We start from the raw sequence: 12,529 nt of genomic DNA, 5'->3' as shown, positions 1-12,529 counted from the left end.
GCCTCACTGACCGTTCTGCTGGGAGCCCGGGGTCGCACCCGGGGCGTCGTCGACGGGGGCGTCGTGCGCGGGCGAACCGGGGGCTGCCGCGTCGGCGGCTGCCGTGTCGGTCTGCTTCATCGCGACGGCGCGCCGGTCGAACCGCACGGTCGTGCCCTCGGCGATCTCGAGCCAGGCGCTGCTGTCGTCGAGGTGCTTGACCGTGCCGAACATGCCAGAGGAGGTGACGACCTCGTCGCCGACGTCGAGTGACGAGCTGAATTCACGCATCTGCTTCATCCGCTTGTTCTGGGAAAAGAACAGCCAGCCCAGCAGCAGCAGGGGCAGGGCGAAAATCAGCAACGAGAGGGCCCCGTTGTTGTTCATGTCAGCTCAGTCCTTCGTGTCTTCGTCCGGTCAGCGCGCACGCGCGCCACGACCCGTCGATCGGGTCGGCTGTCGCGTCAACGACCGGGAGCACCGGATGGTGCCGCGGCAGCGGCGATGGTGCCCGCAGGAGTCTACGTGCGCCGATGCAGTTTGTCAGACCAGATGGAATGGTCCCGCCGCGTGCGCCGGTCACGTTTCGGCCGCAGTTCGAGTCCTCCCGACGGCGGTCGGGGGAACGGCCCTCAGGCGTCGAACCGAGCGCCCCCTGCCTCGTCGATCGGCAGCGTCGCGGTCCACAGGGCCTGCGAGTCGTGCGGAGGAGTCAGACCGAGGTGCTCCCAGGCGAGGCTGGAGGCGGCCCGGCCGCGCGGGGTGCGCACCATGAAGCCCTCCCGCACGAGGTAGGGCTCGGCGACCGTCTCGACGGTGTCGGGCTCCTCGCCGACGGCCACGGCCAGGGTCGAGAGCCCCACCGGGCCCCCGTTGAAGCGTCGGCAGAGGGCCTCCAGCACGGCCCGGTCGAGACGGTCGAGCCCACGCTCGTCGACGTCGAAGAGCTCGAGCGCCTGCCGGGCGGCGGAGTGGGTGACCCGGTCCTCGCCGTGCACCTGGGCCCAGTCGCGGACCCGGCGCAGCAGCCGGTTGGCGATGCGGGGGGTGCCGCGGGACCGCAACGCGATCTCGCGGATGCCGTCCTCGTCGGCGTCCAGGCCGAGCAGCCGGGCCGAGCGGTGCAGGATCGTGACGAGGTCGGCGGCGGCGTAGTAGTCGAGGTGGCCGGTGAAGCCGAAGCGGTCGCGCAGCGGCGCCGGCAGCAGCCCGGCACGGGTGGTGGCGCCGACCACGGTGAACGGCGGCAGCTCGAGCGGGATCGCGGTCGCGCCGGGCCCCTTGCCGATGATGACGTCGACCCGGAAGTCCTCCATGGCGAGGTAGAGCATCTCCTCGGCCGAGCGCGACATCCGGTGGATCTCGTCGAGGAAGAGCACCTCTCCCTCGGCGAGCGAGGAGAGCACCGACGCGAGGTCGCCGGCGTGCTGGATGGCCGGCCCCGAGGTGATGCGGATGGGCTGCTCCAGCTCCCCGGCGACGATCATCGCGAGCGTGGTCTTGCCGAGCCCGGGAGGACCCGAGAGCAGCACGTGGTCGGGCGGCGTGCCGCGACGCTTGGCCGCCTTGAGCACGAGCCCGAGCTGGTCCCGGACGCGGGTCTGTCCGGGGAAGTCGTCGAGTCGCTTGGGTCGCAGGGCGGCCTCGACCTGCCGCTCGTCGGTGTCGCCGACAGCGTCGACGATGCGGGCGGTCGCGTCGAACGACCCGTCGTCCCAGACGTCCGGCTCGGGGCCGGTGTCGAGCTCCCAGGAGCGGTCCACGCTCATCGGCCGAGCTCCTGCAGGGCCGCGCGCAGCAGCGCCGAGACGCCGGCGCCGTCGGCGGCGAGGGGCGCGACCTTGTCGAGCGCGTCGTCAGCCTGTCTCGCGGTCCAGCCGAGGCCGACGAGGGCCTCACGGACCTGCTCGCGCCACGCCTCACCGGTGTCGAGGTGGACCGGGTCGGAGTGCCCGGCCGAGCCGGGCAGCGCGCCGAGCTTGTCCTTGAGCTCGAGGACCATCCGCTCGGCGCCCTTCTTGCCGATGCCGGGGACCTTGGTGAGGGCGACGAGGTCGCCGGTGCCCAGCGCGACGCGGACGGCGTCGGGCGAGTGGACGGCGAGCACGGCCAGGGCGAGTCGGGGTCCGACGCCGGAGACGGTCTGGACCGTCTCGAAGACGTGCTTCTCGTCGTCGGTGGCGAAGCCGTAGAGCGTCAGCGAGTCCTCGCGCACGACGAGGCTCGTGGCGAGCTCGGTGGGCTGGCCGAGGCGCACGGACGTCGCCGTGGCCGGCGTGGTGTGGACGAGCATGCCGACACCCCCGACGCCGACCACGACCGAGTCGAGGCCGACCTTGAGGACGGTGCCGGAGAGCGAGGCGATCATCGGGGCTGGGCTCCAGGGTGGGGTCGGGTGGGCTGACCGGTGCGGGTCGGCTGGGTGGACGCGGCGCGCAGGCGCCGAACGGGTGGGGCGGCGCCGGGCGGGACCCGACGGGGTATGCCGCTCCCCCGGTTCCCGGTGCGGGCGAGCACCTCGAGGCGTGCCTCCTCGAGCCGGCTCTGGGTGCCACCGCGCCAGACGTGGCAGATCGCGAGGGCGAGGGCGTCGGCGGCGTCGGCCGGCTTCGGCGGGGTGTCGAGCCCGAGCAGACGGGTCACCATCGTCGTCACCTGTGCCTTGTCGGCGCGCCCGCTCCCGCTCACCGCCGCCTTGACCTCGGTGGGCGTGTGGAGCGTGACGGGCAGCCCGAGTCGCTCGGCGATGATCATGACGATCCCCGTCACCTGCGCGGTGCCCATGACGGTCGACACGTTGGTGTCGGCGAAGACGCGCTCGATGGCCACGGCCTCGGGGCGGTGCCGAGCGAACCACTGCCGCATCTCGTCCTCGACGGCGACGAGGCGCTTGGGAGTCGGGTCTCCGGACGGGGTGCGGATGACGCCCACCTCGACGAGGGAGAGCTTGCGTCCCGGGACGCCGTCGACGACGCCGACGCCGCACCGCGTGAGCCCGGGGTCGACCGCGAGGACGCGCACGGCATACCTCCCTGGGGCGTGGGGCTCTGGTCGATCCGAACAGGTGTTCGGGACAACGCTAACGGGCCTCCCCCGAAAGGACGGGAGGCACGCCGGTCACGGCGTGCCTCCTCGTCGACACCCGGCCCACGGGGCCCGGTCCGTCAGTCCTCGTCGTCGTCGAGCTGGGCGAGCACGTCGTCGGGGATGTCGCCGTTGGCGAAGACGTTCTGCACGTCGTCGCTGTCCTCGAGGGCCTCGATGACGCGGATCATCTTCTTCGCGCCGTCGAGGTCGAGCGGGACCTGGAGGTTCGGGACGAACGACGCCTCGGCCGACTCGTAGTCGATGCCGGCGTCCTGGATCGCCTTGCGGACGGCGACGAAGTCGGTGGCCTCGGAGATGATCTCCCAGGTGTCACCGTTGTCGTTGACCTCCTCAGCGCCCGCCTCGAGCACGACCTCGAGGATGTCGTCCTCGGAGCCGGCGTCCTTGAGGACGGTCACGACGCCCTTGCGGTTGAAGACGTAGGACACGGAGCCCGGGTCGGCGAGCTGGCCGCCGTTGCGGGTCAGCGCCGTCCGCACCTCGGCCGCGGCCCGGTTCCGGTTGTCGGTGAGGCACTCGATGAGCACCGCGACACCGTTGGGGGCGTAGCCCTCGTACATGATCGTCTGCCAGTCGGCGGCGCCCGCCTCGGCACCGGATGCGCGCTTGACCGCGCGGTCGATGTTGTCGTTGGGCACCGACGTCTTCTTCGCCTTCTGGATGGCGTCGTAGAGCGTCGGGTTGCCCGTGGGGTCGGCGCCGCCCTGACGGGCCGCGACCTCGATGTTCTTGATGAGCTTGGCGAAGAGCTTGCCGCGCTTGGCGTCCTTGGCCGCCTTCTGGTGCTTCGTGGTGGCCCATTTGGAGTGGCCGCTCATGCAGTGTCCTCGCGTTCCGGTGACTGGCGTGCGCCCGACTGCTGGAGTCGGTGCTCTCTGACGATCGAGACGAACTCGGCGTGGATCCGGCGGTCGGCCCCCACCTCGGGGTGGAAGGACGTGGCCATGAGGTTGCCCTGCCGGACCGCGACGATCCTACCGGCGGCCGGGCCCTCGCTCACGCGGGCGAGCACATGGACACCCGGGCCGGCCTGCTCGACCCACGGCGCGCGGATGAAGACGGCGTGCACGGTGCCCGTCGTCGACGGGTCGCCCCAGGCGTAGTCGAGGTCCTGCTCGAAGGAGTCGACCTGTCGCCCGAAGGCGTTGCGGCGCACCGTGATGTCGAGCCCGCCGAGGGTCTGCTGGTCGGGGCGCCCGTCGGCGATCCGGTCGGCGAGCATGATCATCCCGGCGCACGAGCCGTAGACCGGCATGCCCTCGGCGATGCGCCGCAGCAGCGGCTCGCGCAGGTCGAACGCGCGCACGAGCTTGTCCATGACCGTCGACTCCCCGCCGGGGATGACGAGCCCGTCGATCGCCTCGACCTCTGCCGGCCTGCGGACGGTCACGCCCTCGGCGCCGAGCGCGTCGAGGGCGGCGAGGTGCTCGCGGACGTCGCCCTGGACGGCGAGGACGCCGACGCGCGGCGCGGTGAGGCCGTCCACGGCCCCGTCGGGGAGGCGGTCGGCGGTCGTGCCGGCGACCGTGCTGGTGCTGGTGGTGCTCATCGGGTCAGCGTAGAGCGCCGTCCAGGGCGGTCGCGCCACGGGTCGGGCACCGAGAACCGTCTCGGATGCGAGACGTCGGCGGAGACGGCCCTGACATCGGCGCTGGGCCACCGGATACGTTGCGGCCATGACGACGGTGCACATCCACGACGCCCTGACCGCCCGCGCCGAGCAGGCCGATGCCGCCTCGCCGCTCCACGGCACCCGAGACCTCTTCACCCTCCCCGATGGCGTGATCTATCTCGACGGCAACTCCCTCGGCGCCCTGCCGAGCGCCGTGCCGGCCGTCGTCGACGACGTGATGCACCGGCAGTGGGGCGAGCGGCTCATCCGTTCGTGGAACGAGGCCGACTGGTGGGGCGCGCAGACCCGCGTGGGTGACCTCGTCGGCCGTCTCGTCGGGGCCGCCCCGGGTCAGGTGGTCGTGACCGACTCGACGTCGGTGAACCTCTTCAAGGCCGTCGTCGGGGCCGGACGCCTGCGTCCCGGCCGCACGGTGGTGCTCACCGACCCCGACTCCTTCCCGACCGACCTCTACATGACCGAGTCGGCGGCAGCCCTGGCGGGACTCGAGGTCCGCCGGGTGCACCCCCGTGACGCCGCGGCCGCCATCGCCGAGGTCGGCGACGCCCTGGCCCTCGCCTCCTACTCCAGCGTCGACTACCGCACGGGCGAGCTGTGGGACCTCGTCGCCATCACCGAGGCAGCGCACGCGGTAGGCGCCCTCGCCTGCTGGGACCTCTGCCACTCCGCCGGCGTGATCGCGGTAGAGCTCGACGAGGGGGGCGCCGACCTCGCGGTCGGGTGCGGCTACAAGTACCTCAACGGCGGCCCCGGCGCCCCCGCCTTCCTCTACGTCGCGACCCGGCACCAGGACGACTTCGAGCAGCCGCTGACCGGCTGGCAGGGCCACGCCCGACCGTTCGAGATGCGTCCGGACTACGAGCCCGCGCCCGGCATCACCCGGGCCCGCGTCGGCACGCCGCCGCTGCTCTCGGTGCTCGCCCTCGAGGCTGCGCTCACGGCATACGACGGCCTCTCCCCCGCCGACGTGCGGGCGGCTTCGCTCTCCGTGACCGGCACGTTCATCGACGCCCTCGACGCGCTCGGGGTCGACCTCCCGCTGGCGACGCCCCGCGAGCCGGAGCGCCGCGGGTCCCAGGTGTCGCTGCGCCACCCCCAGGCGTTCGCCGTCGTGCAGGCCCTCATCGCCCGGGGTGTCATCGGGGACTTCCGCGAGCCGGACATCATCCGGCTCGGCTTCGCACCGCTCTACGTCACCCACGTGGACGCGGTGCGGGCCGCGGTCCACGTCAAGGAGGTCCTCGACGGGCGCGAGTTCGAGCGCCCCGAGTTCGCCGAGCGCGGCGCCGTCACCTGACGCATCGTGCCGCGGATGGTCCTGCCTCTGGTGTGGTGATCACCCCACCGGACGCAGGACCATCCGTCACTCGATCGGTCGACCTCGGTGGGTCAGCACATCGACGTTGTCGCTCCGCTGCTCGGCCGACCCGACACCGCGCGGCAGCGCCCGCACGACCGGGTCGCTGACGCTCGCCTCGAGGACCTCGACCACGGCGCCGCGCACCCCGCGGTAGGGCCGGTCCCAGAAGGGCTCGACCGGGTCGTGGACGGTCGGCAGTCCGGCCTCGCCCTGGACCCCGGCGAGCAGGCGCAGTGCCTCGACGAGACCATCCTGCCGCTGCCGCCAGCCGGCAGCCGCCAGCGCCCGGACGAGCGGCGCGAGCGCAACCCCTGCCCGGGGCAGCCCGGCGAAGCTCGTGCCCAGCCACTTGGCGTAGGGCGGCCACCGGCGCTCCAGCAGGTGGCCGAGGTGCAGGACGATGCCGGTGAGCCGTGCGGCCACGACCCGCGAGCCGAGCTCGTCGCCGCGCTCCGCCGTCCGGCCGACGAAGGGCAGCTCCTGCGACAGCCGGGCCCAGTCCGTCGCGACGACGTGCCGCCACACGTCGTCGGGATACCACTCGAGCCGCTGCCGTATGCCGTCCAGCTCGCCCGCGTCGTCGGCGAAGACGTCGCCGCCGGTGACCTCGAGGACGGCCTGGCCCGTGAGCGACAGCCAGTCGTCGACGTCGAGGTCGCGGGTGGGGTCGACGCCGAGTCGCGACACGGCGAGGTCGCGCGCCGTCTCGACCTGCACCCGGTGTCGGGCGACGGGGTCCCAGGTCGTCGCGAAGCGCGTCGGGTGTCCCGCGAACGCCACGGGGAGGTGGGCGTCCAGGTGCTCGTCGACCGCGGTCGTCGCCTCCGCCGGGACGAGGAGGTTGAGCCGGAGCCCCCAGTCGTGGTCGCGCGATATCGCGTCGTCGAGCCCGAGGACGTCGGACCCGCTCCCGAGGCGCGCCGCGGCACAGGGCATCCCGGGCCAGCGCCCGCGCACGATCGGTTCGACGACCTGCTCGAAGTAGGACCGCGACAGCTCGGCTCCGGAAGCGCTCACGGACCCGATCGTGCCAGCCCCGAGCCCACGCAACACACCGTGCAGGTCACAACCCACCGGGATCCGACGCCGGTGGGTTGTGACCTTCTCGGTGTGTTCGGGTCTGCGCGACGCGGGTCAGGGTGGCCCGCGGTGCCGGGCCGACCGGGCCCAGGACGACGTGTGCCGCCGCGCCCGGAGGGCACGGCGGCATACGTCAGCGTGTCGCTGGGGGTGCGGAGGTCACCAACCGCGCTCGGAGAGGCGGTGCGGCTGGGCGATCTCGTCGACATTGATGCCGACCATCGCCTCGCCGAGGCCGCGGGAGACCTTGGCGATGACGTCGGGGTCGTCGTGGAAGGTCGTCGCCTTGACGATGGCCTCGGCGCGCTGGGCCGGGTTGCCGGACTTGAAGATGCCCGAGCCGACGAAGACACCCTCGGCACCCAGCTGCATCATCATCGCCGCGTCGGCGGGGGTCGCGATGCCACCGGCCGTGAAGAGCACGACGGGGAGCTTGCCGGCCTCGGCGACCTCCTTGACGAGCTCGTAGGGCGCCTGGAGCTCCTTGGCCGCGACGTAGAGCTCGTCGGGGCTCATCGAGTGCAGGCGGTTGATCTCGGCGCGCAGGGTGCGCATGTGCGTCGTCGCGTTGGAGACGTCGCCCGTGCCGGCCTCGCCCTTGGAGCGGATCATCGCCGCGCCCTCGGTGATGCGGCGCAGGGCCTCGCCGAGGTTGGTCGCGCCGCAGACGAACGGCACGGTGAACTGCCACTTGTCGATGTGGTTGGCGTAGTCGGCCGGGGTCAGCACCTCGGACTCGTCGATGTAGTCGACGCCGAGGCTCTGGAGCACCTGCGCCTCGACGAAGTGGCCGATGCGGGCCTTGGCCATGACGGGGATCGAGACGGCGTCGATGATGCTGTCGATCATGTCGGGGTCGCTCATGCGCGACACGCCGCCCTGGGCGCGGATGTCGGCGGGGACCCGCTCGAGGGCCATGACGGCGACGGCGCCGGCGTCCTCGGCGATCCTGGCCTGCTCGGCCGTGACGACGTCCATGATGACGCCGCCCTTGAGCATCTCGGCCATGCCGCGCTTCACGCGCGTCGTGCCCGTGTGGCTCGTGCCGCTCTGCTGGTCAGCCGCGGGCGTGCTGCCCGAGGTCGGGGTGGTGCTCACGATGTCCTGCTTTCCCGTGATCTGGGTTCGGTGTCGCCTCAAAGCGTAGGCCCCCGCGAGGGGTGCGCACGACGTGGTCCGCCGTCCCCGACGTGGGCCCGGTCACACGAGCGCGAGGTGCTCCGGCGAGTCGTCGTTGAACTCGACGGTGTGCGGCATCGGGGTGTAGCCCGCGAGGTGGAACATGCGGATGGTCCACTTGCGCCGCACCCGGCGGACGTCGGTGACGGCGTCGTTGTGGAACCGTCGCGCGAGCTGGACTCGGGTGCAGGCCGAGGCGAGCCTCGCGAGCACGTCCTGCCCCAGCGCCGTCGAGCGAAGCGAGCTGACCGCGTCAGGGGTCAGGGCCAGGTCGAGCGCCTCGGTGAGGTCGTTCTCGGCCAGCTCACGGGCGTTGCCGTGCTCGGACGGCGCCTCGAGCGACTCCGCCGCGGCGTTGGCCAGGATCAGGGACGTCGCGCCGTCGAGCAGACCGCTGTTGGCCAGCTCGACGGCAGCCTCGGCCCGGCGCACGAGCCGGGCGTCGAGGGCTGCCAGCGTGCCGCTCAGCCGCACGTGCAGCCGGTCGAGGCGGGCCGCGGTGTAGGAGAGGTACCAGGCGATGACGACGAGGACGAAGAGGACCGCGAAGACCCACGAGAGGATCTCGCTCACCGGGCACCCCCACGCAGGAAGCGGTTCCAGCGTCCGTGCGGCTCCCGGTGCGCGGCCGCACGACCTTCGATGACCGTCTCGTAGACGGCGAGGATCTCGTCGGCGACGACCGACCAGTCGAAGAGCCGGGCGCGGCGCTGCCCGGCGGCGGCGAGCTCGGCGCGGCGCTCGGGGCGTCGCAGCAGGTCGACGAGCGTGCGGGCGAGGTCGTCGGGCTGCTCGTTGGCGAACATCGCACCCGCCTTGCCGCCGTCGAGCACCCGCGAGAAGGCCGAGAGGTCGCTGGCGAGCACGCAGGCGCCGGCGCTCATGGCCTCGATGAGGATGATGCCGAAGCTCTCGCCACCGGTGTTGGGCGCGACGTAGACGTCGACGGACGCGAGCAGGGACGCCTTGTCGTCGTCGGAGACCGAGCCGAGGAACTCGCAGGCGGCCACGACCTCGGGCGGCCAGCCCTCGGTGACCTCGTGGGGATCACCGGGTCCGGCCACGAGGACCCGCAGTCCCGGGACCGAGCGAAGGATCTCGGGCAGCGCGGTGGCGAGCACGGGGAGTCCCTTGCGCGGCTCGCCCATCCGCCCAAGGAAGGCGATGGTCGGCGAGGCCGGTGTGCCGATCCAGGCGGACCGTCGTGGAGCGCTCGCGAACCGGTCGACGTAGACACCGTTGGGGATGACGACCGCGTCGCCGCCGACGTGGGTCGTGACGGTGCGCCTGGCGTCCTCGCTCACGGCGATGCGCCCGGCGATCTTCTCGAGGCTCGGCCGGATGATGGGGTATGCCGTCTGCATCGTCCGCGACCGCAGCATCGAGGTGTGGAAGGTGGCCACGATCGGTCCTTCGGCCGCCATGAGGGCGAGCACGCTGACACTGGGCGTGACGGGCTCGTGCAGGTGCAGGACGTCGAACTCGCCGGCATCGAGCCACTTGCCGACCTTCGAGGCCGTGACGGGGCCGAAGTTGAGGCGGGCGACGGAGCCGTTGTAGCGCACGGCGGTGGCCCGTCCCGCAGACGTGACGTAGTCGGGCAGCTCGGTCTCGCTGTCGGCCGGGGCGAGCACGGACACGTCGTGGCCCTGCCCGATGAGGTACTCGGCGAGGTCACGCACGTGGAACTGCACCCCGCCCGGGACGTCGAACGAGTACGGGCAGACGATCCCGATCCTCACGGCGTGCGCCCCGTCGTCGGGGTCGACGGCTGCGCGGCGGCGACGGCCGAGGGAGCCGCGGGAGCGTCGAGGTCGTCGACGAAGACCCGCTGCAGCATGTGCCAGCTCGACGTGTGCTCGCGGATGGCGACGGCGACGTGGTCGGCGCACTGCTGGATGAGGTCGGCGGCCCGCACGGCTGTCGTGCCCTCGACCCGTGGCACGAGCCGGCCGCTGAACTCGATGACCGTGCGGTGACCGCCGAGTCCCGTGCCGGGCGGGGCGGGTTCGTACCAGATCCGGGCGGCGTAGAGCGGTGCCCCGGTCATGAGCGACAGCACGGCCGGCCCCTTGGCCATCCGGGCGCGGTGGCCGAGCAGGTCGACCTCGACACCGCCGTTGGTGAGGTCGCGGTCGGCGGCGAGGGCGATGAGCCGCCCGCCGTCGCGGGCCGCGTCGAGCAGGCCGTGGAACGGGTCGTCGCCGCCCGTGAGCGGGATGATGTCCATGTCGATGCTGCGCCGGAAGGCCACGAACTCCTGGAAGACCTCCTCGGGCTTGAGCCGCTCGGCGACGGTCGTCACCGGCATGAGGCTGCCGGCGGACCAGGCGGCGGCGAGGTCGAAGTTGCCCAGGTGGCCGACGAACACGACGCCCGCCTCGCCGCTGGCGCACAGCTCACGGATCTCGGCGTCGCCGCGCACGACGACCGCGCCGTCGATCTGCGCGCGCGTGAGCGACGGGAGCCGGAAGGCCTCGCAGTAGTAGCGCATGTAGGAGCGCATCCCCTGGCGCACGAGGACGTCGAGGTCGCCCTCGGACAGCTCGGGGCGGACGCGGCGGTAGTTCGAGCGCAGCCGCTCGATGCCCTTGCCGCCCCGTCGGACCACGATGTCGGCCACCCGGTCGAAGAGGGCGTATGCCGCCCGCTCCGGGAGGGCGCGTACGACGGACCAGCCGAGCTTGAAGCCGAGCACGCTGACGGTGTCGGTGGCCCGGCGCGCGAGGTCGGTCACGCGCCCACCTCGCCGGAGGCGAGGGCCTGTCGGCGCACCGTCAGCATCCGCTGGAGCACGGTGACGAGGCTCGCGACCGCGAGCAGGCCCAGGACGACGCCGAGCAGGACCGTCGAGTTGAACAGGTCGGCGAAGAAGGCCGCGGCGAGGACCGCGACGAGCCGGTCGGCGCGCTCGGCGATGCCGACGTTCGCCGTGTAGCCGAGCCCCTCGGCACGGGCCTTGGCGTAGGACACGACGCTGCCGAGGATGAGGCAGCTGAGGGCGAGACCGGCCATGAGCTGGTTGTTGCCCTTGCCCGCGTAGTAGAGGACGAGGCCGCCGAAGATCGCGGCGTCACCGATCCGATCGAGCGTCGAGTCGAGGTAGGCGCCCCACTTGCTGGAGCGGCCGGACTCGCGGGCCATGATGCCGTCGACGTTGTCGGAGAAGACGAACGCCGTGATGACGAGCACGCCGACCCAGATCTCGCCCCGCGGGAAGAAGGCCAGCGCTCCGGCGCAGACCCCGAGGGTGCCGACGACCGTCACGACGTCGGGACTGATCCCGAGGCGGAGGAACAGGTGGGCGATCGGACCGAGGATCTTGGTCAGCGACGCGCGCAGGAGTCTGTTGAGCATGGTGGTGACAGCGTACTGACCGGTCGGGCGTGCTCGGCGCCGGCGCACGCACCGTGGCGCGTCCGTGACCTGCACGAGGAGGTGGGGTGGCCCGTCAGTCGGCCGACCACGCGGCCACGAGCCGCGTGCGCGTGTCCTCGAGGAGGACCGGCAGCGCCTTCGTCTGCCCGATGATCGGCAGGAAGTTCGAGTCGCCGCTCCAGCGCGGCACGACGTGCTGGTGCAGGTGGGCCGCGACACCGGCCCCGGCGACGGCACCCTGGTTCATCCCGAGGTTGAAGCCGTGCGGCTCGGACGCCGACTGCAGCGCCGTCACGGCCTGCTTCGTCAGGGCCGTGAACTCGGCCGTCTCCTCGTCTGTGAGGTCGATGTAGAGGGAGACGTGGCGGTAGGGACAGACGAGGACGTGTCCCGGGTTGTAGGGGAACAGGTTCATCACGACATAGCAGTGCTCGCCGCGGTGGACCATGAGGCCCTCCTCGTCGCTCTTGCCCGGGGCGCTGCAGAAGGGGCAGCCGTGCCCGGCCTCCTCGGTGGCCTTGTCGCCGAGGATGTAGGCCATCCGGTGCGGGGTCCAGAGCCGCTCGAAGCCGTCCTCGACGCGGGCGAAGTCGGTCGCCGGCTCGGGGGCGGGGCTGCCACCCGCCGGCGTGGGGCCACTCCCCTGCGTCGTCATGGTGACTGATCCTAGGACGCCGTCAGCCACGAGCGAGGGCGGCCCGACCGCGTGTCGATTTCCCTCCGGCACCCGACCTTGGGTTCAATGGAGTCGGCCCTGCGGTGTGTGAGACCGCAGGGCCTTCGTCGTCCCCGGACCCCCCGGGCCGGGTCCC

The 12,529-nt window shown here is 72.3% G+C and carries 14 protein-coding genes; 1 reads left to right on the top strand and 13 read right to left on the bottom strand.

All coding sequences use genetic code 11. The features are described from left to right. Nucleotides 1-3: 3 nt before the first annotated feature. The 6 genes from yajC to pdxT form a co-directional block, all read right to left on the bottom strand. Entirely contained in the window at nt 4-366 is a 363-nt protein-coding gene (gene yajC, locus ASD90_RS12200) for a preprotein translocase subunit YajC (protein ID WP_056756647.1), read from the bottom strand. A gap of 245 nt (nt 367-611) precedes the next feature. Beyond that, nucleotides 612-1,748: a Holliday junction branch migration DNA helicase RuvB gene (gene ruvB / locus ASD90_RS12195; RefSeq protein ID WP_056756644.1), complete on the bottom strand. Its 1,137-nt coding sequence runs from the start codon at nt 1,746-1,748 to the stop codon at nt 612-614. Further along, complete coding sequence (gene ruvA, locus ASD90_RS12190) at nt 1,745-2,347, bottom strand: Holliday junction branch migration protein RuvA (protein ID WP_056756641.1); 603 nt, start codon at nt 2,345-2,347, stop codon at nt 1,745-1,747. The genes ruvB and ruvA overlap by 4 nt, the downstream gene beginning before the upstream one ends. Then, on the bottom strand, nt 2,344-3,000 hold the full coding sequence (gene ruvC / locus ASD90_RS12185) for a crossover junction endodeoxyribonuclease RuvC (protein WP_056756638.1): 657 nt from the start codon (nt 2,998-3,000) through the stop codon (nt 2,344-2,346). Before ruvC ends, ruvA begins: the two co-directional genes overlap by 4 nt. 143 nt (nt 3,001-3,143) lie before the next feature. Beyond that, nucleotides 3,144-3,905 carry a YebC/PmpR family DNA-binding transcriptional regulator gene (locus ASD90_RS12180; RefSeq protein ID WP_056756635.1) on the bottom strand — a complete coding sequence of 254 codons (762 nt, stop codon included), beginning with the start codon at nt 3,903-3,905 and terminating at the stop codon, nt 3,144-3,146. Then, the gene (pdxT, locus tag ASD90_RS12175; RefSeq protein WP_082588733.1) at nt 3,902-4,636 is read right to left on the bottom strand and encodes a pyridoxal 5'-phosphate synthase glutaminase subunit PdxT; all 735 of its coding nucleotides are present in this window, start codon (nt 4,634-4,636) and stop codon (nt 3,902-3,904) included. Before pdxT ends, ASD90_RS12180 begins: the two co-directional genes overlap by 4 nt. Nucleotides 4,637-4,763: 127 nt before the next feature. On the opposite strand from pdxT, the gene kynU reads away from it, so the two are divergent. Further along, entirely contained in the window at nt 4,764-6,017 is a 1,254-nt protein-coding gene (gene kynU / locus ASD90_RS12170; protein ID WP_056756632.1) for a kynureninase, read from the top strand. Between the two features lie 66 nt (nt 6,018-6,083). On the opposite strand, the gene ASD90_RS12165 is transcribed toward kynU, so the two are convergent. From ASD90_RS12165 to ASD90_RS12135, 7 genes are all read right to left on the bottom strand, one after another. After that, entirely contained in the window at nt 6,084-7,097 is a 1,014-nt protein-coding gene (locus ASD90_RS12165) for a DUF4037 domain-containing protein (RefSeq protein ID WP_056756629.1), read from the bottom strand. A gap of 222 nt (nt 7,098-7,319) precedes the next feature. Beyond that, complete coding sequence (pdxS, locus tag ASD90_RS12160; protein ID WP_056756627.1) at nt 7,320-8,258, bottom strand: pyridoxal 5'-phosphate synthase lyase subunit PdxS; 939 nt, start codon at nt 8,256-8,258, stop codon at nt 7,320-7,322. Nucleotides 8,259-8,360: 102 nt separating this feature from the next. Continuing rightward, nucleotides 8,361-8,912: a hypothetical protein gene (locus tag ASD90_RS12155; protein WP_056756624.1), complete on the bottom strand. Its 552-nt coding sequence runs from the start codon at nt 8,910-8,912 to the stop codon at nt 8,361-8,363. Continuing rightward, on the bottom strand, nt 8,909-10,081 hold the full coding sequence (locus ASD90_RS12150) for a glycosyltransferase family 4 protein (RefSeq protein WP_056756621.1): 1,173 nt from the start codon (nt 10,079-10,081) through the stop codon (nt 8,909-8,911). Before ASD90_RS12150 ends, ASD90_RS12155 begins: the two co-directional genes overlap by 4 nt. After that, entirely contained in the window at nt 10,078-11,076 is a 999-nt protein-coding gene (locus tag ASD90_RS12145; RefSeq protein WP_056756619.1) for a phosphatidylinositol mannoside acyltransferase, read from the bottom strand. Before ASD90_RS12145 ends, ASD90_RS12150 begins: the two co-directional genes overlap by 4 nt. Then, a complete protein-coding gene (gene pgsA / locus ASD90_RS12140; protein WP_056757602.1) occupies nt 11,073-11,696 on the bottom strand; it encodes a phosphatidylinositol phosphate synthase in 624 nt (207 codons plus the stop codon). Before pgsA ends, ASD90_RS12145 begins: the two co-directional genes overlap by 4 nt. A gap of 94 nt (nt 11,697-11,790) precedes the next feature. After that, complete coding sequence (locus tag ASD90_RS12135) at nt 11,791-12,372, bottom strand: HIT domain-containing protein (RefSeq protein WP_056756616.1); 582 nt, start codon at nt 12,370-12,372, stop codon at nt 11,791-11,793. Nucleotides 12,373-12,529: the final 157 nt, after the last annotated feature.

The organism is Terrabacter sp. Root181 (assembly GCF_001428505.1).
Taxonomy (GTDB): domain Bacteria; phylum Actinomycetota; class Actinomycetes; order Actinomycetales; family Dermatophilaceae; genus Terrabacter.
This window is presented reverse-complemented; position numbering and strand designations above follow the sequence as displayed.